Raw genomic sequence first — 23,440 nt, forward strand, 5'->3', positions numbered from 1 at the left:
GACTCGTCAACACAGGGTGATGGAAAGACTCACAACACACGACTGAGAAAGGCCCGGGTACGGGGATGGCTGGGGCGGCTGAAAATCTGTTCCGGCGGCCCTTGTTCGATGAGTTCGCCCTGGTCGAGCACCACCACGCGGTCGGCCACTTCACGGGCAAAGCCCATTTCGTGGGTGACCACCACCATGGTCATGCCCTCCTCGGCCAGCTCCTTCATCACCTGCAGCACCTCGCCGACGGTTTCCGGGTCGAGGGCGCTGGTGGGTTCGTCGAACAGCATGGCCTGGGGTTTCATCGCCAGGGCGCGGGCAATCGCCACCCGCTGCTGCTGGCCGCCGGAAAGCATCGACGGGTAATGGCTGGCCTTGTCCGCCAGGCCGACCCGCGCCAGCAATCCACGGGCTTGCTCCAAGGCTTCGGCGCGAGATGTGCCGAGCACCTGGATCGGCGCTTCGATGATGTTTTCCAGCGCGGTCATGTGGGGGAACAGGTTGAAACGCTGGAACACCATGCCGATGTCGCGGCGTTGGCGCGCGATGTTGCGCTCCGAATCGCGTACCAGGCTGCCATCGCTGCGCTCGCGATAGCCCATGGCACGACCGTTGACGCGGATGCGCCCACTCTGGATGTCTTCCAGCAGGTTGATGCAGCGGATAAAGGTGGTCTTGCCCGAGCCGGAGGCGCCGATCAGCACCACCACTTCGCCGCGCCGCACTTGCAGGGAGATGCCCTTGAGGATCTGCAGGGTGCCGAACGACTTGTGGATGTCCAGCGCCTCGATGATCAGTTCTTCACTCTGGTGCGCCATGGTTATCGTCCCCTCAGCAGTTTCAAGGTGCTGCGCCCGAACATGCGGCTGGACGCCGGTGGCGGCGCGGATGGCCGGTCGGACTGGCCGAAGCGCGCCTCCAGCCAGCGCTGGAAAAAGCCCCACAGCGTGGTAAGCATCAAAAAGTAAATCGCCACGACCAGGTACAACTCGAACACGCGGAACGTCGCCGAGGTGACCATCTGCGTGCTCAGCAGCAATTCCTGCACGCCGATCACGCTGACCAGGGTGGTGTTCTTGAGCATCACGTTGAACTCATTGCCCAGCGGCGGCACGATCACGCGAAACGCCTGGGGCAGCACGATGCGCCGCATCAGCTTGGCAAAGCCCATGCCCAGGGAACGCCCGGCTTCGTATTGGCCCTTGTCCACCGCGCCGATGCCGGCGCGGATGATCTCGGCCATGTACGCGCCTTCGTTCAAGCCCAGCGCGATGATCGCCGCCTGGATATTGCCGGGGATGACCAGGCCGAACAGCGCGATGTCCTCGAAACGGAAAATCCCGCCCGCCGCCAGCGCGGTGTACAGGAATACGATCTGCACCAGCAGCGGCGTACCACGCATCAGCCACACATAAAAGCGTACCGGCAAGTGCAACAGCGGGTTCTTCGACAAGCGCAGCAGCGCCGCCGCCAGCCCCAGCACGCAGCCCAGCAGCATCGCCGACACCGCGATCAGGCAGGTCAGCCACAGCCCGGTGAGGTACACCCCGCTCGGCTGCAACAGGTACTGCCAGAACACATCCCAATTGAAATTCATCGCCGGTATGCCTCAGTCGAGTGTGTCGCTGCTGACATGCCATTTGTTCAGCAACTGGACGTAGCTGCCGTCGCTGCGCATGTCGCTGATCACCTGCTGCACGGCGGCGGTGAGTTGCGGGTCGTCCTTGCGCATGCCCAAACCGGTGAGGATGCGGCTGAACGCTGGCACGCCTTCCTGGAACAGGTCCGGGGCCATGGCGGCGTAATAGCCGGCCGTTTCCACGGTGGTACCGTAGGCGTCGACCTGGCTGATGCGCAGGGCCTGGAAGGCGTCGGTGTCGGTGTTGTACACCACCAGTTTCATCGGCGGTTTGCCGGCCTTGGCCAGGCTGTCGTTCTGCGCGTCCAGCAGGGTCTTGATGGTGGAGCCGTTGAGCACCGCGACCTTGTGTCCGGACAAGTCATCCAGGGTCTTGATGCCCTTGGGGTTGCCCTTGGGCACCACCACCGATTGGCTGGAATACATGTAGTTGACGATGTCGATCACCTGGCGTCGCTCAGGCTTGTCGAACAGTTGGTCGACGATCATGTCGCACTGCTGGGCGAGCAATGCCGGCACCAGGCCAGAGAACGGAATCACTCGCCACTGCACCTGCTTGTCGCCCAGGCGCCTGGCGATCTCCAGGCCCAGGTCGATGGTGAGCCCGCGGGGTTTCTGTGCTTCATCGAAGGACACCAGCGGCGGTGAATCCATCCCCGAGCAGTAGATGAGTTTGTCGACGTTCTTCAGGCGCTCCGGCACCTGGGGCGCGGCAACGGCCCATTGGGTACAGAGGCCGAGGGAGACAGCCACCAGCAAGGCGCGGTGTTTATGCATGACCAGACACTCCAGTTCGTTGATTAACGGGGCAGGACTCAACGTCAACACACAGCAGGTGTTTCTTATTGTTGTTCGGTTTGCAGGAACTGGATCAGTGCAGGCACGGTGCCTTCGATGTGTTCGCGCACCACGGCCTCGGCGCGGGCGGCGTCACCGGCACGGATCGCGTCGAGGATCACCGCGTGTTCCTGGCGGGCACTGAGGGGTTTTTCGCCGTGCTGCAACCACAGGCGCATGGGCGCTTCGACCAGTGAGTACAGCGCCGAAATCTGCTTCATCAGGCGTGGGCGGCCACTGAGGCTGCACAGGTATTCGTGGAAAGCGCGGTGCCGGCTGACCCAGGCGGCGCTGTCGTCGCGGTAGTCGTCCATCGCGTCGAGCAAGCGCTCCAGCGCGGCCAACTGGCGCTCGCCGATACGCCCCACCGCGACGCGCACCGCCAGGCCTTCGAGGGCGCTGCGCATTTCGAACACTTCGTGCAGTTCATCGATATCCAGGCCGCTGACGATGGCGCCGCGATTGGGCCGCAAGGTCACCAGGCCCTGGGCGTCCAGGCGGCGAAAGGCTTCGCGCACCGGCATGCGGCTCATGCCGATTTCGCTGGCGATATCTTCGGCGATCAGACGGTCGCCTTTGCGGTAACGACCGCCGCAAATGGCATCGAGCAGGAAGTTGTAGGCCTCCTCCTCGGCGGTGAGGGGCTGGCGGTCAACGTAAGCGGGGGCAAATTGCATCGGCAGCACCTTTTGAATTTTTGTATCCAATTATCCATGGATACGAAAAAGCAGGAAGCATGCCAAATCACGGCTCTATGATCCAAGCGCTTGATTCAAATGAAATAGGCCCATTGCATCAGCGGAAACCGTGAAGGGATCGTGCACAAGCTTGCTACCAGACCGCTCAGAAAACGCCCCCTCAGTGGGCAGAAGTAACAACTCAGAGCATGCCCACCTCGCATTCATGACGATGACCGCCGGCGAACGGCAACACGCGGCCGGTCACTGTGGCCATTGCTCAAGCAGTATCGAGACGAATTTTTCCGCCGCCGGCGAAAGCGATGACCCTCGGCGGTAAACCAGGCCCAAAGAGCGGTTCACCACGGGCTCGATCAATGGAACGCTGACCAGGGTGGGATGATCATCAGCCGGCATGGCCAGGCTTGGCATCGCCGAAACCCCCAGGCCGGCCTCCACCAGGCCCAATGAAGTCGAAAGGTGCTGGACTTCATAGAACCATTGCGGCCGCCAACTCAAGCCCGACAAAGCGTGGTCGAGCAGCATGCGGTTGCCGCTCAAACGCCCTACCCCGATAAGGCGGTAATCGCTCAATTCAGACCAGGTGACCGAACTGCGCCCTGCCAGCTCGTGATCACGCCGGCACGCCAATACAAAGGGCTCACTGACCAATGGCACGAACTCAATGTCCGGGTGCTGCCCACTCATCATGTTGATACCGAAGTCGGCTTCCCCGCGCAGCACCGCTTCAAGCCCCTCATTCGCACTCAAATCCAGCAGACGGATGCGGATTTTCGGGTAGCGCTCGTTGTACAGACGGATCACTGAAGGCAGGAAATAGAACGCGGCGGTAGGGATACACGCCAGGGTTACACGGCCGATCTGGCGTTCGGCCAGTTCACGGATATTAAGAATCGACTCGTCGAAGTCATCCAGCAACCGGCGCGCCTTGGGAAGAAAGTCACGCCCGACGCTGGTAAGGCTGACTTTGCGGGTGGTGCGATCCAGCAACGCCGTGCCCAGCCCCTCTTCGAGTTTTTTTATCCGCCGGCTGAGTGCAGGTTGAGACAGATGCAAAGCATCGGCCGCTTCGTGAAAGCTCCCCAATTCGGCGATTTTCACGAAAGATCGTATGTCATTCAGCTCATAGTCCATGTCCAGTCTCATCAGCCAAGGAAATTGGGAAGTCGTTTAGCGCACATTCATCATTCGCCAAACGCAATAATAACGTCAATTTTTGCATTGGAAACATTTTTCAAAGCTTGAGACTCTTGCTCACAGAGCATCAATTACCTCGATTGATCAACAAGAGTCAGTATTATGCAAAGAATCCCCTGTGTGCTGATGCGCGGTGGTACCTCCAAAGGTCCGGTTTTTCTCGACTGGGATTTGCCGTCGTCCATCGAGGCCCGCGACGAACTGCTACTCAACCTGATGGGCTCCGGTCATGAACTGGAGATCGACGGAATCGGTGGTGGCAGCCCGCAAACCAGCAAGGTTGCGATTGTCAGCCCTTCGCTGCACCCGGATGCGGACGTCGATTACTTGTTTGTCCAAGTGATGGTGTCTCAGCGCAGAGTCGACAGCGCACCCAATTGCGGCAACATGCTGTGTGCGGTTGGCCCATTCGCCATCGAACAGGGCCTGGTCAAAGCCACCCCCGGACGCACCCGCGTGCGCATTCGCAACGTCAACACCGGGACCTTCATCCATTCCCAGGTGTACACACCGGATGGCAAAGTCAGTTATGAGGGCGATACCGCCATTGATGGCGTGCCCGGTACTGCGGCGCCGGTGCAACTGACCTTCCTGGATGCAGCCGGCAGCAAGACGGGCAAGCTCTTTCCCACCGGCAACACGCAGGACGTCTTTGATGGCATTGCAGTGACCTGTATCGACATGGCGATGCCCATGGTGCTCGTCGAAGCCAGCCAACTGGGCAAGCGAGGCGATGAGAGCCCAGCGGAACTGGACGCCGATAAGGAGTTCCTGCGACGCCTGGAGACATTGCGGCTCCAGGCCGGCCTGGCCATGGGCCTGGGCGATGTCAGCGGCAAAGTGATTCCCAAGCCGGTGCTGGTCTCGCCCGCGAAAGCTGGCGGTACGATTCAGGTTCGCTATTTCATGCCGCACAACTGCCACCGCGCGCTCGCCATTACCGGCTCGATTGGTCTGGCCACCGCGTGCGTGATAGAAGGCAGTATCGTCGCGCAGATGCTTGGCGGGGTCAGCACGCCGCGTCGTGAAGCGGTGCGTATCGAACATCCAAGCGGCGGGATTGATGTCGTATTGTCCTACACCGGCAGCAATGGTGAGACAATTCAAGCGTCCGTCGTACGCACCGCGCGCAGGCTTTTCTCCGGTTACGTCTACGCCACTGAGTCACAGCGCCTCGCCGGATAATTCCGGCGGTCGTTGGCATTTTTGCATCCGCACAATTCTAAAAATGGGTGATGCCATGAAAGTTGTTAAATCGCTCTACTTCCAGATCCTCTGCGCCGTGGTGCTGGGCATTGTGGTCGGGCATTTCTGGGCTCAGCAGGCCATCGCGCTCAAACCACTGGGTGATGCGTTCATCAAGCTGATCAAGATGATGATTGCCCCCGTGGTGTTCTGCACCATCGTCACCGGCATTGCCGGAATGAGCGACAAACGCTCGCTTGGACGCCTGCTCAGCAAGACCATGCTGCTGTTTTTTGGCCTTACGGTGATCAGCCTGGTGATTGGCCTGGTGGCGGTGTATGTGTTCCAGCCGGGCGTCGGCATGAACATTGATCCCACCCAACTGAGCACCAAAGGCTTGGCCCAGTACACCGAGTCGGCGGCAAAGCTTGGGGTTGTGGAGTTCTTCATGCACATCATCCCCGAAACCTTCGTGGGTGCCTTCAGTAAGGGGGAAGTGCTGCCGGTGCTCTTTATTGCAGTGTTGTCCGGGTTTGCCTTGTCATCCCTGGGCGAGCGTGGCAAGCCGGTACTCGACGTACTCGAAGCCGCTTCGCAGATGGTCTTCAAGATCTTCGCGTACCTGATGCGTTTTGCCCCGGTCGGTGCCTTCGGCGCCCTGGCGTTCACCGTGGGTCAGTACGGCATCACTTCGCTGGGTTCGCTGGCGAAGTTGATCATGACGTTGTACATCGCCTGCGGCTTCTTCGTGTTCGTGGTCCTGGGCAGCATTTGCCGTAGCAACGGCTTCAGCCTGTGGAAACTGTTGCGCTACTTTCGCGAAGAATTCCTGGTGGTGCTGGGCACGTCCTCCACGGAACCGGTCATGCCACGCATGCTGGAAAAACTCGAAGCGCTGGGCTGCAAGAAAGGCGTCGTAGGCCTGGTACTCCCCACCGGCTACTCGTTCAACCTGGACGGCACGGCTATTTACCTGTCGTTGGCGGCGATTTTCATTGCCCAGGCCTGCAACATTGACCTGAGCCTGACGCAAATCATCACCATGCTGGCGATCATGCTGTTGTCCTCCAAAGGTGCCGCCGGCGTGACGGGCAGCGGGTTCGTCGCGCTCGCTTCGACCTTGACGGTCATTCACGATATCCCGTTGGCCGGCCTGGCGCTGCTGATCGGGGTTGACCGCTTCATGTCCGAAGCGCGCGCCCTGACCAGCCTGGCCAGCAACGCCGTCGCGACGGTAGTGATTTCCCTATCGGAAAATGCCTGCCATCGCGAAACGCTGCACCGGATGCTCGACGCAAAACCCTCTGCGACGCCGGTAGAAGCCTGGGAAGACTTGAAAGTCCCCAAGCGCGCTTAACAATAACCGGGCAACGCCCCTCCCTGACTTGACCCCTCCTCCGCCAGGCGCCTTCGGCCGCCCGGCGGATCAGGGCGCGTGCGCCTCGGCGTCAGCCACTATTACGATAACAACAAGAGAATCGTCCTATGCTCGCTTTCCTTGGCCTGGCCATGGTGGTCGTATTTACCGTCCTCATCATGACGAAGCGTTTGTCGCCAATCGTCGCGCTTACCGTTGTACCTATCGTCTTCGCGGTGCTTGGCGGTTTCGGCGGCACCACCGGCAAGATGATGCTCGACGGCCTGAAAATGGTCGCACCGTCTGCCGCACTGCTGTTGTTCGCGATCCTGTTCTTTGGCCTGATGATCGACGCAGGCTTGTTCGACCCGCTGATCCGCAAGATCCTCAAGCGGGTCAATGGCGACCCGATGAAGATCGCGGTCGGCACTGCCCTGCTCTCGTTGCTGGTCGCACTCGACGGCGACGGCACCACGACCTACATGATCACCTGTGCGGCAATGCTGCCGCTGTATAAGCGCATCGGCATGAACCCGATGATCCTGGCGACCATTTCCATGCTGTCGCTGAGCATCATGAGCGGCATGACCCCCTGGGGCGGCCCCGCGACACGGGCTATTGCCGCGTTGGGCCTGGATGCCGGCGAATACTTCGTGCCGTTGCTGCCGACCATGATCGGCGGCGCCCTGTGGGTGATCTTCACCGCCTTCCTGCTGGGGCGTGCCGAGCGCAAGCGGATCGGCAACGTCCAACTGCAGAGCGGTGGCGGCGATTGCTACATCAACGCGATTCTTGAGGACACCCCCCACAAGCGTCCGAAACTGGCCTACGTCAACCTGGTGCTGGTCATTGCGGTGATGGCGGCCCTGGTGATGGGGTTGATGCACTCCGCGATCCTGTTCCTGATCGGCTTTGTGCTCGCGCTGATGATCAACTACCCGCAATTGGATATTCAGAAAGAACGCATCCTGGCGCACTCGGGTAACGCCATGACCGTGGTGTTGCTAGTATTCGCCGCCGGGATCTTTGCCGGGATTTTTTCCGGCACAAAGATGGTGGACGCCCTGGCGCAGACCCTCGTCGACTGGATCCCGCCGTCCTGGGGCCACCTGTTTCCATTGGTGGTGGCGATCACCAGCATGCCGCTGACGTTCGTGCTGTCCAATGACGCCTACTATTTTGGCGTGGTGCCGATCCTGGCCAATGCCGCCGCGGCGTATGGCATCGACCCGGTTGAAATCGCGCGCGCCTCGATCCTGGGGCAGCCCGTCCACCTCATGAGCCCGCTGGTGGCCTCGACCCTGTTGCTGGTGGGCATGGTCGATCGCGATATCGGCGACTTCCAGAAGGCCACCGTCAAATGGGCCGTGCTGACCTCGCTGGTCGTCACCGCGCTGGCCTTGTTGACCGGGGCCATCAGCCTGTTCACCTGATCCACCCACAACCTCCGCTGTCTTTCAGCGCGCCTCGCTCACGGGGCGCGTGTCGCCCTGCACCCCAAATAACAACAAAGAGTCATTTGCCATGAACCATGTGTATGCCCATCGGGCGTTGTTTTGCGCGTTTGCCCTGGTACCGGTCGCAAGTGCGAACGCCGAAGGTTTTATTGACGACAGCAAACTCAAGCTGCAACTGCGCAATGTGTATTTCAACGAGAACTTTCGCGACGAGCACGGCTTGAGTGCGCGAGCCGCCAGAACGGCAAAAAGCGAGCGTACCGAGTGGGCCCAGGGATTTCTGCTGGACTATCAGTCCGGATTCACGCCGGGCACCCTTGGCTTTGGTGTGGACGCCCTGGGGCTCTATGGCGTAAAGCTCGATTCGGGGCGCGGTCGCAGTGGCACCGGGCTCATGCCGGTGCATGACGATGGGCGAGCAGCCGACGAGTTCGCCAGCGCCGGCGCAACCGCAAAGGCCAGGTTCGCCAAAACCACCGTCAAGTACGGCACCTTGCTGCCCAAGACGCCGGTACTGATTTACAACGATGCACGCTTGTTGCCCCAGACCTACCAGGGCACTCAGGTCAGCAGCACCGACATCGACAACCTGACCGTCACCGGCGGGCACCTGGAGCGCTTCAAGTTACGCGACTCCACCAACAGCGTGCCGATCGTGCCCGATGGCTACAGCGGGGAAAAATCGGGGGATTTCAACTACGCCGGGGCTGAGTACAAATGGGGCAAAAACCTTCGCTTGAGTTATTTCTATGGAGAACTCGAGAACTTCTACCGACAGAATTTCGCCGGTATCCAACACGACCTGCCACTGGCCGGTGGTGTGCTGACCAGCGACCTGCGCTACTTCAACAGTGTCGATAGCGGCTCTGCCTACGCAGGCAAAATCGACAACGACATGTTCAGCGGCCAGCTGTCCTACGTGATCGCAGGCCATACCGTCGGCGGCGGCTACCAGACCCTTCGCGGAGATGCCGGTCTGCCCTACATCAGCGGCGCCACCGTCTACTCGTTCAGCAACGCCGGCATCGGCAAATTCATCGAGGAGGACGAGAAGACCTGGATGCTCAACTACGGCTACAACTTCGCCGCCGTCGGCGTGCCCGGCCTGACCTTTTCAACGCGCTACCTGAGCGGCAATGACGGTAAGTCCGCAACCACCGTCAAGGAATGGGAGCGTGATACCGAGCTGGCCTACGTGGTGCAGGCCGGCACGTTCAAGGGGCTGGGGGTGCGCATGCGCAACTATGTCTATCGCTCTGAATTCTCCCGGGGCCGCGACAGCAACCGCCTTTACCTCACTTATGACATTGCCCTCTGGTAAGTCGACGATCGCGGCCCTTGCGGCCGCTTTCCTTCAGGTTCAGGTGAGGTCATCCGAACATGCTGTTCAAGAACAAAGCGCTGATCCTGGTGCTGTTGTTCACGGTGCTGGCACTGAGCACTGGCGCCAACCTGCTGGCAAGCGCCGAGCAGGAATATTCGGGGTCTTGATCAATCAGGTATAAAGGTTGTTCAGATTGAAAATGATGGCCTAGTGGCACTTCTTGAAGATGCGCAGGTCAACCGTGCATCACTACCCACGTCAGTACGTCATCATGCACAGCTGGAAGAAAATATCGCTGACCGAGGGTCTGGAGCAGAGTCTGCCGGGGCATAAGGTCGATTGCGTTCTGATCAATGGCTGGACTGCTACCGTCTTTGTCAGGCAGCCAGATACTGAATCAATGTTCTGCACTACGGGTATCAACCTGGCCAAGCTTGCAGACAGCTCGAGCGTACAGCAGCTTGCAGAGGAGATAACGTTTGAGGTTGATATGTCCAGGAACAGGAGCGCAGGCTAGCGCTCCCCCTGCTTGACCCTATTGCATTGACCGCTCATTTCCTTGGATAAGCCCTCTCAATTTCGCTGCAACAGGGTGTTAGGCGCGACGCCGAACGCTTTGCGGAACGCATGGCTGAAATGGGAGAAGTCAGAAAACCCGAAGTCCAGTGCGGCTTGCGAGATACTGCGCACCTGGCCGCGCTCGATCGCTTCACGGCTGGCATTCAGGCGTTCCCTCCAGATTTCTGCGGCGGGGGTTTTCTGGTGCCGCGCGAAGGCGCGCGTGACGGTGCGGGTGGACACATTGTGGGCTTGGGCGATGACCTCAATCGACAGGTCCGGCTCGGCCAGATGCCGTTGGATGTACTGCATGATGCGGCCGTAAAGGTCCAGTTCCTGGTGAGTGGCCTTCAGGTCCTGGAGTTCCAGGCTGATCACCAGAAGGTCGAGCAACGCCCCTGAATAGCGACTGGAGATGCCCTGATCCTGTAAGGATGCCGGCGTAATCGCTGCTTGGCGCAGCATTTCCCGCAAGGGAATCACACCAGGCCGCCGATCATCGAGGACCATCGCGGTGTGCTCCGCAATACGCGGCAGGCGTTCGGTCAGCAATGCCCGCGGAATACGCACCAGGTGGTTTTCGGTACCACCAAGGCTGAATCGGAACGGTTGCGTTGCGTCATAAAGAAACAAATTGCCCGTTGCCAGGCTGGCTTTTCTTCCGCTCTGTTCGATCTGTCCATAACCGTTTCGGGCAAACCCCAACCATAGATCGTCGGCCGGACCGCTGCGCAGATGCTGCTCGGAACGCTCCCAGTAATGCAGGGGCGATGACAGGGAACAGAGATCGAGAGCGCCCAGGGAATTGACCGCAAGAACGCCATCGAAACTGCTCTGGGACAGGGGTTTGCTATCGGCCGCCAAGCAATGGCGACAGACCACTTCTTTCCAGTAATCAAATCGACGTGGTGCAGCAACGGCAAGGGTCGAATACTGAGTGCTTGGATTCATGGCACTGACCTCGGTACAGCGATGCAGTAAGAGCTCGAAAAGGTGTTACCGGCTTTTCAGCGCTAGCAATTAACAGGCCAGGCACATTGACGCTCGCCCTCACGTACGCCTATCGGTTTCCTGCACCCAAGCGTGGCTTTCAACGCCCTCGTCGTCCCCAATAAGAGGCACAGAGGCCTGAGCTTTCGACACGGGCGCACCAACGCCGATCACCCGTGGCAGTCCCCACCGGAGTTGTCTCTTCCAGCCAAACGGTTGTCTCGACGAACCAAGCGCCGCCTTGCCGTCACGCCTAATTTCCACCTCACAGCAGCTCAACTCCCCGCTGATGAGGCACGCCATGCATCGACACTGTTCACACCCTTCGGCTGATGCCTCCTGGCTCTTGCAGAGGCGCGACCTCGTGCCTGAAGAGTCGGCTTATTGGTTGATTGAGTGGGGGGCCATGAAGCTGCTGCGCCGACGACAGACCGCCAAGCGCGACCCGTCGCCCCAGCACTGATGCCCGCCCGTAGGCCTGAACGAAAATAACGAGGAGCTCAACATGGAATCTGCAATCGACACACATCTCAAATGCCCACGCACCCTGTCTCGCCGTGTGCCCGAAGAGTACCAGCCACCCTTTGCCATGTGGGTTGCACGCGCCGACGAGCAATTGGAACAGGTGGTGATGGCTTACTTCGGCGTGCAGTACCGAGGGGAGACGCAGCGCGAAGCCGCGCTCCAGGCCATGCGTCACATCGTCGGCAGCTTCAGCCTCGCCGATGGCCCGCAGAACCATGACGTGACCCACCACACCGACAACAGCGGCTTCGATAACCTGATGGTGGTCGGCTACTGGAAAGACCCGGCAGCTCACTGCCGCTGGTTACGCTGCGCACCGGTCAACGACTGGTGGGCCTCCCAGGATCGCCTCGACGACGGGCTGGGCTATTTTCGTGAAATCAGCGCACCGCGCGCGGAGCAGTTCGAGACGCTGTACGCCTTCCAGGACAATCTGCCCGGTGTCGGCGCAGTCATGGACAAGACCAGCGGCGAAATCGAAGAGCACGGTTACTGGGGCTCGATGCGCGACCGCTTTCCGATCTCCCAGACCGACTGGATGAAGCCTACCAGTGAGCTGCAAGTGATCAGCGGTGATCCTGCCAGGGGCGGACGGGTGGTGGTGCTGGGGCATGACAACCTCACGCTGATTCGTTCCGGCCAGGATTGGGCGGACGCCGAGGCGGATGAGCGCGCGCTGTACCTCGACGAAATTCTGCCAACCTTGCAGGACGGCATGGACTTCCTGCGTGACAACGGCCAGCCGCTGGGCTGCTACAGCAATCGGTTCGTGCGCAATATCGACCTGGACGGCAACTTTCTCGACATCAGCTACAACATCGGCCACTGGCGCTCGGTGGAAAAACTCGAGCGCTGGGCCGAATCCCACCCGACCCACCTGTGTATTTTCGTGACGTTCTTCCGCGTGGCCGCCGGTTTGAAAAAGTTGCGGCTGTACCACGAAGTGTCAGTGTCAGACGCCAACAGCCAGATCTTCGAGTACATCAACTGCCATCCGCACACCGGAATGCTGCGCGATGCCGCTGCCGCACAAGGAGAACGGCCATGAACGTGAGTCGACTCGTGCTGGTGCTGGGGATGTTGCCATTTGCCAAAAGCCAGGCCCTTGAAGTCGCGCCGGGGGATTTCGAGCCGCTGCCCGCCGGGGCCGATGCGGTGCTGTTTTACTACCAGCACACCGACCGGTCCGAGCTGTATCAGAACGGCCATCGAACCTCGGACAACGCCAAGCTCAGCTCCGATGTAGGGATCCTGCGTTACATCCATGCCGTAGGCCTCGGCGAAAACCTTTCATGGGAACCGCAGATATTGCTGCCGTTCGGCTACATGAACGCCGCTGGTGATGTCGGCGCACTGGGCGATGCCCACGGCGTGGGCGACCCAATTCTCACCGCCCCGCTCAAGTGGACACTGCCCACCGCCAACAAAGATGTATTTGCCCTGGCCCCCTACCTGTACATCCCCGTGGGCAGCTACGACAAAAACGATGCCTTGAACCTGGGCGAGAATCGCTGGCGGGCGACGCTACAAGCAGCCTACATCCACCACTTCTCAGCGCAGTGGGCATTGGACACCGTAGCAGACGTGTCCTGGGTTTCGACCAATCACGACTACGGCGCCAGCAGCGCAAAACTCGAAGAAAACACGCGCTACGAGTACCAGGCCGCCGTGCGCTACAACTGGACCCCAAGCACCACGTTCGCCCTCGGCGGAGGCTATGTCATCGGGGCCGCAACCAGCGTCGACGGCGTTGACCAGCACGATGGCGTATCGACGTCCTATGCACGTTTCACGGTCACGCACTTTATCGATCCAACCTTGCAGGTCCAGGCGCAGCTCGGCAGGGATCTCGAGGTGGAGCAAGGCTTCAGGGAAGGTGCACGCCTGAATCTGCGCGTCTTGAAAGTGTTCTGAGTGCCGCTGTCCTTTTCAGCCAAATGCGTGTCCTGCTCAACCATGCGAACACAGTGATAGAGGCCTAATTTGGTGTCCATTGCTACCCGGACTGAATCGATAAAAAGACAGGAAAATCATGGCCATTACTCGTCCCACGCTTGATCAGCTGTTAGCCATTGCGGCCCAGTTGAACATGCAACTGACCCACGAACAGGCAGCGTCCTACCTGGACCTGATGCAACCGAGTTTCGATGCATACGACCTGGTCGACGAACTGTGTGATTTCGTTCCGCCGATACGTTACGAGCGCAGCTCAGGCTATCGTCCCTCGGCCAAGGAAAACCCGCTCAACGCCTGGTACTACCGGACTGAAGTAAATGGCGCCCGTGGCGGCCTGCTGGCCGGTAAAACCGTCGCGCTCAAAGACAACATCGCCCTGGCCGGCGTCCCGATGATGAACGGCGCCGCACCGCTGGAAGGGTTTGTGCCGGGCTTCGATGCCACCGTGGTCACGCGTTTGCTCGATGCCGGCGCGACCATCCTCGGCAAAGCCACTTGCGAGCACTACTGTCTGTCGGGCGGCAGCCATACCTCTGACCCAGCCCCGGTACACAACCCCCATCGTCACGGGTATGCCGCCGGCGGGTCTTCATCGGGCAGCGCGGCATTGGTCGCCACTGGTGAAGTCGACATCGCCGTGGGCGGCGATCAAGGCGGCTCCATCCGCATCCCGTCGGCCTTCTGCGGCACCTACGGCATGAAACCCACCCATGGCCTGGTGCCCTACACCGGCATCATGGCGATTGAAGCGACGATCGATCATGTCGGCCCCATTTCCGCCAACGTGCACGACAACGCGCTGATGCTGCAGGCCATGGCCGGTTCCGATGGCCTCGACCCACGCCAGGCGGCGCCCCAGGTCGATGACTATTGCAGTTACCTGGCGCGGGGCGTGAGCGGGCTCAGAATCGGCGTGTTGCAGGAAGGGTTCGCGCTGGCCAATCAGGACCCGCGCGTGGCGGACAAGGTGCGCGACGCTATCGCCCGTCTCGAAGCGTTGGGCGCCCATGTCGAGCCGGTGTCCGTTCCCGAACACAACCTGGCAGGTTCGTTGTGGCATCCCATCGGTTGCGAAGGCTTGACCATGCAGATGATGCACGGCAACGGTGCGGGCTTTAACTGGAAAGGCCTGTACGACGTCGGCCTGCTGGACAAACAGGCCGGTTGGCGCGAACAGGCGGACCAATTATCCGCGTCGCTCAAGCTGTGCATGTTCGTCGGCCAGTACGGCCTGACCCACTACAACGGGCGGTATTACGCCAAGGCCCAGAACCTCGCCCGCTTCGCCCGGCAAGGCTATGACAAGGCCTTGCAGAGCTATGACCTGCTGGTGATGCCGACCACGCCCATCACCGCCCAGCCCCACCCGCCAGCGGGCTGTTCGATCACTGAATACGTGGCCCGCGCCCTGGAAATGATCGGCAATATCGCGCCACAAGACATCACCGGGCATCCGGCCATGTCGATTCCCTGCGGCCTGGTGGACGGGCTGCCCGTCGGGCTGATGCTGGTCGCCAGGCACTACGGCGAAGGCACGATCTACCAGGCCGCGGCGGCGTTCGAAGCCACGGTGGACTGGCGCACGCTCTGAGCGCCCAACCTGGAAAACAATAAGAAACACCGGCACGTTTCAACCACTCCACAACCGCGTTGACTGATAGGAGATACCCCATGAGTCCATCCAATTCCACGCCTGCGGGCACTTCAACCCCGGGTGAACGAGCCTGGGCATTGTTTCAAGTCCTCAAGAGCAAGGACCTTATCCCAGAGGGCTACGTCGAGCAGCTCACGCAATTGATGGAGCACGGCTGGAGCCCGGAGAACGGCGCCCGTGTGGTCGCCAAGGCCTGGGTCGATCCGCAATTCCGGGCGCTGTTGCTCAAGGACGGCACCGCTGCGTGTGCCCGGTTCGGCTATACCGGACCGCAGGGCGAATACATCGTCGCGCTGGAAGACACGCCGCAGGTGAAGAACGTCATTGTCTGCAGCTTGTGCTCCTGCACCAACTGGCCGGTGCTCGGCCTGCCGCCCGAGTGGTACAAGGGCTTCGAGTTCCGTGCACGCCTGGTCCGGGAGGGGCGCACGGTGCTGCAAGAACTGGGGACGGAGCTGCCAACCGACGTGGTGGTCAAGGTCTGGGATACCAGCGCCGAGACCCGCTACCTGGTGTTGCCGGTAAGGCCTGAAGGTTCCGAGCACATGAGTGAGGAGCAGCTTCAGGCACTCGTGACCAAAGACGTGCTGATCGGCGTCGCCCTGCCCCGCGTTGGCTGAGAAAAACCACGCATCATCGTTCAACTCCCGGAGTTTCTATTATGGATGGCTTTCACGATCTCGGCGGTTTCCAAGGCTTTGGCAAAGTCCCTCACACCATCAATAGCCTGGACTACAAACAGGTATTCAAGCAGGACTGGGAGCACCTGGCCTACAGCTTGATGTTCGTCGGGGCCGATCATTTGAAGAAGTTCAGCGTGGACGAAGTGCGTCATGCCGTCGAACGCCTGGACGTTCGCCAACATGTCGGCACCCAGTACTACGAACGCTACGTCATCGCGACCGCCACCCTGCTGGTCGAAACGGGCGTCATCACCCAGGCGGAGCTCGACCAGGCCTTGGGTTCTCACTTCAAGCTGGCAAACCCGGCACAGGCTGGAGGTCGTGCGGCGATCACCGGTCGAGCGCCGTTTGAGGTCGGTGACCGCGTGGTCGTGCGCGACGAGTACGTGGCCGGGCATATCCGCATGCCGGCCTATGTGCGCGGCAAGCAAGGCGTGGTGTTGCATCGCACGTCGGAAAAATGGCCGTTCCCGGACGCGATCGGCCACGGCGATACAAGCGCGGCGCATCAGCCGACCTACCATGTGGAGTTTTCCGTGAAAGATCTGTGGGGCGATGCGGCAGACGACGGCTTCGTGGTGGTCGATCTGTTCGAAAGCTACCTGGACCGCGTCGATGCCCCTCGAGCGGTGAACGTATGAGGGACGGCACCCAGGCGGGCCGACTGCCGGTGACGGTGCTCTCCGGCTTCCTCGGTGCCGGCAAGACCACCCTGCTCAACCATATCCTGCGCAATCGCGAAGGCCTGAAGGTGGCGGTCATCGTCAATGATATGAGCGAGGTCAATATCGATGCCGCCGAGGTGCAGCGCGACGTGTCGCTGCACCGTGGTCGCGATGAACTCATCGAAATGAGCAACGGCTGCATTTGCTGCACGCTGCGCGCCGATCTGCTCGAACAGATCAGTGCCCTGGCGCGTCAGCAGCGTTTCGATTACCTGCTCATCGAATCCACGGGCATCTCGGAGCCAATGCCGGTCGCCGAGACGTTCGCCTTCCTTGACGCTGAAGGCTTCAGCCTCAGCGAACTGGCACGGCTCGACACCCTGGTGACGGTGGTCGATGGCAGCCGTTTTCAGGCATTGCTCACGTCACCGGACACCGTGGCCCGCGACGACACACAGGAGAGCACCCCTGCACGTCCTCTGGCGGACCTGCTGATCGAGCAGGTGGAATACGCCAACGTCATTCTCGTCAACAAACGGGACCTGATCGACGAGCCGGGTTATCAGGCTGTGCGGGCGATTCTCGCAAGCCTTAATCCGACCGCCCGGATCATGCCGATGGCCCACGGCCAGGTCGAATTGACCCGCCTCCTCGACACCCATCTGTTTGACTTGCCCAGCCTTGCGGCGTCGCCGGGCTGGATGAGGAAAATGAAGGTTGAAGACGCTCCGGCCTCCGAGTCGGACACCTATGGCGTGACGTCCTGGGTATACCGCGAACGCGCGCCCTTCCATCCACAACGCTTGCTCGATTTCCTCCAACGGCCCTGGAGCAACGGCCGCCTGTTACGCAGCAAAGGGTATTTCTGGCTGGCCAGCCGACACTTGGAAACCGGCCTGCTGGCGCAAAGCGGCGCGCAGTTCCAGTGGGACTACGTCGGGCACTGGTGGAACTTCATCGAGCAGTCGCAGTGGCCGCGGGATGAATACCGGTTGCAGAGCATCATGGCCAAGTGGGACAGCATCGTCGGTGACTGTCGGCAGGAGTGGGTGTTCATCGGCCAGGATCTCGACACCCATGCTTTGCAGCGTGAACTCGACCACTGCCTGCTCAGTGCCGAGGAAATCGCCGCCGGGCCGTCGGCCTGGCGAGCCCTGCCGGGGGCGGCTGCCTTTGACGCACAGGCCCTGTCGGCCGCCTTGCACGCTGGGGCAACCTCCCCCCCGCACCATGGGCGTGGGCAAAGCACCTAATCCAACAATAACAATCAGGTACGTTATGCGCGATTACGACTCAGCAGTGAGCTCCTTCGATTTTTTACGCCTGGCCGCGCAGGATTTGCAGGGCGAGCTGAATGCCTTGAATGCCTGCGTCGAATGCTGCGACCGCCACGCCGACGCAAATGCCGTGGCGTTGTATTGCGAAACGCGGGATGGCCGTGCCACGCATTACCGCTTCAGCGAACTGCAGGCCCATGCTGCGCGCTTCGGCAACTTTCTGCGGGAACAGGGAGTCAAGCCCGGAGAGCGTGTCGCGGGTCTGATGCCACGCACGGTTGAACTGTTGATCGCCATCTTGGGCACCTGGCGTATCGGCGCGGTCTACCAGCCGCTTTTTACCGCATTCGGTCCCAAGGCGATCGAGCAGCGATTGGGCTGCTCCAAGGCACGCTGGATCGTGACCGACGCGCACAACCGTTCCAAGCTGGATGACATCCCGGACTGCCCAGGCATCCTGGTGACCGGCGACCATGCACGGGCCCCAGGCGATTACGATTTCTGGAGTGCACTGGATCATCAACACACCGAATGCGCACCCGAGTTGCTGGATGCCAGTGCGCCTTTTCTGCTGATGTGCACCTCGGGCACCACCGGGCCGGCCAAACCGCTGGAAGTGCCTTTAAGCGCCCTCCTGGCCTTCAAGGGCTATATGCGTGATGCAATCGACCTGCGTGAGGACGAGCCATTCTGGAACCTCGCCGACCCTGGCTGGGCGTATGGCCTGTACTATGCAGTGACCGGTCCATTGGCATGTGGCCATGCCACATTGTTTTATGACGGGCCGTTTTCGGTGGAGAGTACCTGCCGGATCATCGCCAAATACGGCATCCGCAACCTGGCCGGCTCGCCGACAGCCTATCGCCTGCTGATCGCGGCAGGAGCCGAGTTCGCCGACGCCGTGCGCGGCCACCTGCGTATCGTCAGCAGCGCCGGCGAGCCGCTCAACCCGCAAGTCATCCGTTGGTTTGCCGAACAGCTCGGCGTGGTCATCCACGACCATTACGGCCAGACCGAAATCGGCATGGTGCTGTGCAATCATCATGGGCTATGCCACCCGGTACGTGAGGGCTCGGCCGGCTATGCGGTGCCGGGATACCGGATTGTCGTGCTGGATGACGCCCACCGGGAATTGCCGACTGGCCAGCCTGGCGTGCTGGCGGTGGACCGCGAGCGTTCGCCGCAGTGCTGGTTCAACGGCTACTTCGCGATGCTGACCAACGCCTTCGTCAGCCGCTATTACTTGAGCGGCGATATCGTGGAGTTGAATGACGACGGCAGTATCAGCTTCGTCGGCCGTAACGACGATGTGATCACCACCTCGGGCTATCGCGTCGGGCCTTTCGATGTCGAGAGCGCGTTGATCGAACACCCGGCGGTGGTCGAGGCCGCGGTGATCGGCAAACCCGACCCGCAGCGCACTGAACTGATCAAGGCGTTTATCGTATTGCATGGCCAGTATTCGCCCAGCGCCGAATTGGCGGAAATCCTGCGCCTGCACGTGCGAGAGCGCCTGGCTGCACATGCTTACCCGCGGGAAATCGAATTCGTCGAACAAGTACCCAAGACACCGAGTGGAAAGTTGCAGCGGTTTATTTTGCGTAACCAGGAAATAGCCAAACAGCACGCACTCGACACATGACTTAGGGGCGGATGGTTCCTGTGCTGAGCCGGCCGGCGTTTCAGCGCAGGGCCGTGTCCAGGCCCCATCCTTGATGACAGCTTTGGCGCGCCCTTTCGCTCCCTAAGCCAACTGGGTCGCAAACCTGCCCACGGCGTCGACTACTTGCTTGGCACCGTCCTGGATTTCAACAATCACCTGGCCTGCCTGAGTGGCAAGTTCCAGGCCTTGCTCGGCTTGGGACTTGCTGTTGGCCATCTCAGCGACGGTCTCATCGACCAACTTCTGATTCTGCAAGACAACCGACGCGATTTCTTCAGTCGCCGTGCTGGTTCTGCCCGCCAATTGTCGAACCTCATCAGCCACAACGGCAAATCCTCGACCTTGTTCACCTGCGCGAGCCGCTTCAATCGCAGCATTCAAAGCAAGAAGATTGGTTTGCTGCGCGATGCTGCTGATCGTCTGAATAATTGAGCTGATCAACAATGACTGTTTGCCCAGCGCTTCTACTCCCCCGGAGGCCGCCTGCATATCAACGGCGATCTTACGCATGGTATGCATCGTATCGTTGACGACGACTGCGCCTCGTTGAGCGCTGACATCCGTTTGCTGAGAAATTTCAAATGCCGTCTGGGCGGCCCCGCTCACTTCTTGCTCACGGGCCACCTGATCGGTCACTACCGTGGCGAACTTCACCACTTTGCAAAGATTGCCTTCGGTGTCGTAAACCGGGTTGTAGGTCGCTTCCAGCCACACCGTTTGGCCGCGACTGTCTATACGTTCGAACCGGCCGGCAACAAATTCACCTCTGTTCAGCTTTGCCCAGAAGTCCTTGTACGCCTGGGACGAAGTCAGCTCCGGTTTACAGAAAACCCGGTGATGGCTCCCTTTTGCCTGTCCCAGGTTGTAGCCCATGGCTTGTAGAAACTGATCATTCGCCATCAGTACATGCCCGGAGAGATCAAACTCGATCACCGCAGTAGAACGTAATAACGCCTCAATGAACGACGCGTTTTCCGAGGCTTTTTCCACTCGGGAGGTAATGTTCGTCGCGTAGCAAGTGACATGACTCAACTGGCCGCTCGCGTCCATGATTGGCTGCCAATGTGCATGAATCCACACCAACGAACCATTGGCATGAAGGTATCTGTAATCGTCGCTGATTGACTTACCCGCGGCCACCGCCGCTCGAAAGTTATGAAAGCACGGCAGTTTGGAGACATACGAGGGAACAATCTCGGCCATGGCGCGACCGACAAGCTGATCCGGAGCGTAGCCCAGCGTATTTCCAAAGTTTTCGTTGCAGGCCGTGATGTTAAACGACGAGTCGATACTCAACGTCAGCATTTCACGGTTCAGACCATCGCGCAGTTGGCGAAGCTCTAACAGTTCACTGGTCTGAGATTGAAGCTGTTTCTTAAGGCTTGCATTGAACATAGGACACCGCCTCTTGGGTCATACCTATCGTATCGGCGTCTCATGGCGCAAATTGAGGGCATGACCAAGAACTATCAGCGGGACCCATGGGGAAATCATCTGGTCCGAGGCAGTTCCGGATCTGAACATCAGCGAAATCAACGAGAAGTTTTGTGCAGGCACAAAAAAGCCGATCTAACTGATCGGCTTAAGAGTCTGATTTTACTCAGGAATAATGGTCGGCACGGAGTGATTCGAACACTCGACCCCTAGCACCCCATCTTCTTTTTTACACTTCTTGATAGCTTCGAAAATTCTGCTCTGGATTTTTCTAAGCTAGTATTTACTTGAGCTCCAGCGGTGTTCTGCTCTACGAGACTCCAGTAACGTCCATCAAGAGCCGGCGTTTTTGTGGGGGTAAAAGTAGGGGGAGTCCGTTTCATCGCCAAAATCACCATAAAGAACTCGAGTCGCTGACCGCCAATGATGCCGGCCGAATCCTCCGAGAGGATGGCAATCTGGCCGGTCGAATCTCAGTCCGCAAGAACAGTGTGTCGATCAGCCTCTTCTATCGCTATCGGTGGGGCAAGCAGAACAAAGAGTACGCCCGCGAGTCTTGGGAGTGCCAATCCTTGACGGACATCCGCAAGGCACACAACCAAGTCCAAGCGCTCATTTAACAGGCTCATGACATTTCATGCGCAAGTAGACAAAATCCCCCCGCGAGAACACAAACATACACCAGTCATTGCCAACGTGAAGAAACGCTCTATATTGTGCTTACGACAAGCACAAACCACAACATGATGTATTTTAGTGTAAGTCAGCTTAGGAGATTAGGTGTAAAAACCCCACACTCGTAGGAGATTTACGATGACAGATCGACGCCCTATCAAAAGATGTGACCGTTCCGAAGCCCGGCGGTGGCCAACAGCCTCGCTCGCGAAATCAAGATGGTCAAATTCGAGACAAGCGGAGTGACGCGGGTAAGCCTCGGGGCAAATAGATCAATGCTGAACTGCGTCGCCTGGTATCCATGACGTTACCTGGCGATGCAATACCATGGAACCGTGTCAATGTGACTTGGATTCAACCTTGCCGTTTACCAAGGTCACCGCCATATATACGTACACCTCCGTCCCCCACGTATAGATCTGCACGTTGCCGCCACTGGAGGCCTCCTTACCAGGAATCTTGACGATATCCAGCACCTGTTCATATGTCATGCCGGGCATAATTGCAGCGTATTGTTGGTCACTGATGTTGGGACGCTGGGCTCTTATCGTTTCAAGATCGGGAAACCCGGATTGATAGCTGACGTTGTTGCCGTTGCCAGAAATGACCGGACTGTTGTTACCGCTGGAGCTGTGCGAAACCGCCTGGGTCGGCAGGACGAGCGCCGCCACTGATGCCAAGGCTCCCGATATGCCTGTGTACAAGCCAATTTGTTTCATGTTTGCCATTTCATTCTCTGGATTCTCAGATGATTCAGTTATACGGTTAGGGCGAAACGCTGAGCATCAAGAGCAGCAACGGCCGAGAATCCAGCACCCTTCTTGAAGCTCATGTTATGGACGAAATTCTTCATCGCATCAGACGGGTCGATGGTTTCGAGGTTAAGTCCGTCAACAGTTGGCCTAGAGAACGCAGCACTCAGAATTGGCTGCTCCTCCATATGACCTGTCGAGCTGTTGAGCAAATTGTCCAGAGCGGTGACGATGACTAGGTCATCCGGCAGGATTGCCAACAACTCTCGACCTACTCGCAGAGCGCAGCTGCACACGTAGTCCTGGTGAAGCTCGTTGAACCGCCCAGCAGGCATAGCTTTAGTCGACAGCTTGCCGCTTTTGAGTAGAGATTTGATTTCAGTCGGAATCACGTCGGAGCCATGGATAGCGAGTCTGGCTTCTAGGACACCACCTTCATGAACAATCATCTGAATGGCTGAGCCGAGGTGCGAGATTTCTGCAAACGACTCAAAAGCTTCGATGGCATCGAGCTTGGCTTGACGGTCACCATCAAGGATACGGATCGCAATGTCCCGCTCCTCTGCCCACTCGGTATTGGCAGTCTTCCATTCATCAAGCTGAGCCTGATACTGCCTTTCATCTTCCGCCTGTGCGGTGCCAATCTTGCCGAGCAGGACTGCGCGTTGACGAGCCTCTAGCTTGAAGAGCCGAGCCCAGAAATTGGGGTGATACGTAGCGGCAGCATGCTTAGCTTCTTGCTCAAGAGTATTGCTCTTGAGTGGCTGTCTAGGTTCAGGATTGGAGAGAAGCCGCTTCCATTTCACAGGCTCTGCACACTCCTTGTGCATCGAAAGGAGGATATCTATGTGATTTTCGTACACCTCAACTTCATACGCTGCTTGTTCCAGCGCTTCCATCTTTGCGTACTCTTTCTGTCGTTT

Annotated in this window: 20 protein-coding genes and 2 pseudogenes; 12 read left to right on the forward strand and 10 right to left on the reverse strand. The window is 59.3% G+C overall.

Annotated elements, in window-relative coordinates; translation table 11 throughout:
• Positions 1-29: 29 nt before the first annotated feature.
• The 5 genes from K5K89_RS19200 to K5K89_RS19220 form a co-directional block, all read right to left on the reverse strand.
• Entirely contained in the window at positions 30-809 is a 780-nt protein-coding gene (locus tag K5K89_RS19200; protein ID WP_071492168.1) for an amino acid ABC transporter ATP-binding protein, read from the reverse strand.
• A 2-nt stretch (positions 810-811) separates the two neighbouring features.
• A complete protein-coding gene (locus K5K89_RS19205; RefSeq protein ID WP_058426249.1) occupies positions 812-1,588 on the reverse strand; it encodes an amino acid ABC transporter permease in 777 nt (258 codons plus the stop codon).
• A 12-nt stretch (positions 1,589-1,600) separates the two neighbouring features.
• Complete coding sequence (locus K5K89_RS19210) at positions 1,601-2,407, reverse strand: ABC transporter substrate-binding protein (RefSeq protein WP_071492170.1); 807 nt, start codon at positions 2,405-2,407, stop codon at positions 1,601-1,603.
• Between the two features lie 65 nt (positions 2,408-2,472).
• On the reverse strand, positions 2,473-3,144 hold the full coding sequence (locus K5K89_RS19215; protein WP_071492171.1) for a GntR family transcriptional regulator: 672 nt from the start codon (positions 3,142-3,144) through the stop codon (positions 2,473-2,475).
• Positions 3,145-3,408: 264 nt separating this feature from the next.
• Positions 3,409-4,299, reverse strand: a complete 891-nt coding sequence (locus tag K5K89_RS19220; RefSeq protein WP_071492172.1) for a LysR family transcriptional regulator — start codon at positions 4,297-4,299, stop codon at positions 3,409-3,411.
• 165 nt (positions 4,300-4,464) lie between these two features.
• Here K5K89_RS19220 and K5K89_RS19225 point away from each other — a divergent pair, with 165 nt between their 5' ends.
• From K5K89_RS19225 to K5K89_RS19240, 4 genes are all read left to right on the forward strand, one after another.
• Positions 4,465-5,547 (forward strand): 4-oxalomesaconate tautomerase, encoded by a 1,083-nt coding sequence (locus K5K89_RS19225; RefSeq protein ID WP_071492173.1) that lies wholly within the window; start codon positions 4,465-4,467, stop codon positions 5,545-5,547.
• A 43-nt stretch (positions 5,548-5,590) separates the two neighbouring features.
• Positions 5,591-6,904, forward strand: coding sequence for a dicarboxylate/amino acid:cation symporter (locus tag K5K89_RS19230; protein ID WP_071492174.1), 1,314 nt, complete (start codon positions 5,591-5,593; stop codon positions 6,902-6,904).
• 128 nt (positions 6,905-7,032) lie between these two features.
• Positions 7,033-8,337: a CitMHS family transporter gene (locus K5K89_RS19235; RefSeq protein ID WP_092250438.1), complete on the forward strand. Its 1,305-nt coding sequence runs from the start codon at positions 7,033-7,035 to the stop codon at positions 8,335-8,337.
• A gap of 91 nt (positions 8,338-8,428) precedes the next feature.
• Positions 8,429-9,682 carry an OprD family porin gene (locus K5K89_RS19240; protein WP_222540061.1) on the forward strand — a complete coding sequence of 418 codons (1,254 nt, stop codon included), beginning with the start codon at positions 8,429-8,431 and terminating at the stop codon, positions 9,680-9,682.
• 576 nt (positions 9,683-10,258) lie between these two features.
• Here K5K89_RS19240 and K5K89_RS19245 read toward each other — a convergent pair.
• On the reverse strand, positions 10,259-11,194 hold the full coding sequence (locus K5K89_RS19245; protein WP_222540062.1) for a helix-turn-helix domain-containing protein: 936 nt from the start codon (positions 11,192-11,194) through the stop codon (positions 10,259-10,261).
• A 544-nt stretch (positions 11,195-11,738) separates the two neighbouring features.
• Here K5K89_RS19245 and K5K89_RS19250 point away from each other — a divergent pair.
• From K5K89_RS19250 to K5K89_RS19280, 7 genes are all read left to right on the forward strand, one after another.
• Positions 11,739-12,806 (forward strand): phenylacetaldoxime dehydratase family protein, encoded by a 1,068-nt coding sequence (locus tag K5K89_RS19250; protein WP_222540063.1) that lies wholly within the window; start codon positions 11,739-11,741, stop codon positions 12,804-12,806.
• Positions 12,803-13,672: a transporter gene (locus tag K5K89_RS19255; protein WP_222540064.1), complete on the forward strand. Its 870-nt coding sequence runs from the start codon at positions 12,803-12,805 to the stop codon at positions 13,670-13,672. Before K5K89_RS19250 ends, K5K89_RS19255 begins: the two co-directional genes overlap by 4 nt.
• A gap of 118 nt (positions 13,673-13,790) precedes the next feature.
• Positions 13,791-15,305, forward strand: a complete 1,515-nt coding sequence (locus K5K89_RS19260; protein ID WP_222540065.1) for an amidase — start codon at positions 13,791-13,793, stop codon at positions 15,303-15,305.
• Positions 15,306-15,385: 80 nt separating this feature from the next.
• Entirely contained in the window at positions 15,386-15,988 is a 603-nt protein-coding gene (gene nthA / locus K5K89_RS19265; protein WP_071492182.1) for a nitrile hydratase subunit alpha, read from the forward strand.
• Positions 15,989-16,029: 41 nt separating this feature from the next.
• A complete protein-coding gene (nthB, locus tag K5K89_RS19270) occupies positions 16,030-16,692 on the forward strand; it encodes a nitrile hydratase subunit beta (protein WP_222540066.1) in 663 nt (220 codons plus the stop codon).
• Positions 16,689-17,969 carry a GTP-binding protein gene (locus tag K5K89_RS19275; RefSeq protein ID WP_222540067.1) on the forward strand — a complete coding sequence of 427 codons (1,281 nt, stop codon included), beginning with the start codon at positions 16,689-16,691 and terminating at the stop codon, positions 17,967-17,969. Before nthB ends, K5K89_RS19275 begins: the two co-directional genes overlap by 4 nt.
• A gap of 25 nt (positions 17,970-17,994) precedes the next feature.
• Positions 17,995-19,635, forward strand: coding sequence for an AMP-binding protein (locus tag K5K89_RS19280; protein WP_222540068.1), 1,641 nt, complete (start codon positions 17,995-17,997; stop codon positions 19,633-19,635).
• Positions 19,636-19,737: 102 nt separating this feature from the next.
• On the opposite strand, the gene K5K89_RS29030 is transcribed toward K5K89_RS19280, so the two are convergent.
• Both K5K89_RS29030 and K5K89_RS29035 read right to left on the reverse strand, forming a co-directional pair.
• On the reverse strand, positions 19,738-20,175 hold the full coding sequence (locus tag K5K89_RS29030) for a methyl-accepting chemotaxis protein (protein ID WP_371322063.1): 438 nt from the start codon (positions 20,173-20,175) through the stop codon (positions 19,738-19,740).
• Positions 20,176-20,274: 99 nt separating this feature from the next.
• Positions 20,275-21,051: pseudogene (locus tag K5K89_RS29035) on the reverse strand (PAS domain-containing protein); the annotation flags it as partial.
• 420 nt (positions 21,052-21,471) lie between these two features.
• Here K5K89_RS29035 and K5K89_RS28720 point away from each other — a divergent pair.
• Positions 21,472-21,707, forward strand: a pseudogene (locus K5K89_RS28720) (site-specific integrase); the annotation flags it as partial.
• Between the two features lie 396 nt (positions 21,708-22,103).
• On the opposite strand, the gene K5K89_RS19290 reads toward K5K89_RS28720, so the two are convergent.
• Positions 22,104-22,493: a hypothetical protein gene (locus K5K89_RS19290; RefSeq protein ID WP_222540069.1), complete on the reverse strand. Its 390-nt coding sequence runs from the start codon at positions 22,491-22,493 to the stop codon at positions 22,104-22,106.
• 29 nt (positions 22,494-22,522) lie between these two features.
• Positions 22,523-23,416 carry a hypothetical protein gene (locus K5K89_RS19295; protein WP_315901960.1) on the reverse strand — a complete coding sequence of 298 codons (894 nt, stop codon included), beginning with the start codon at positions 23,414-23,416 and terminating at the stop codon, positions 22,523-22,525.
• Positions 23,417-23,440: the final 24 nt, after the last annotated feature.

This window comes from Pseudomonas sp. DR208 (assembly GCF_019823005.1).
Classification (GTDB): Bacteria; Pseudomonadota; Gammaproteobacteria; order Pseudomonadales; family Pseudomonadaceae; genus Aquipseudomonas; species Aquipseudomonas extremorientalis.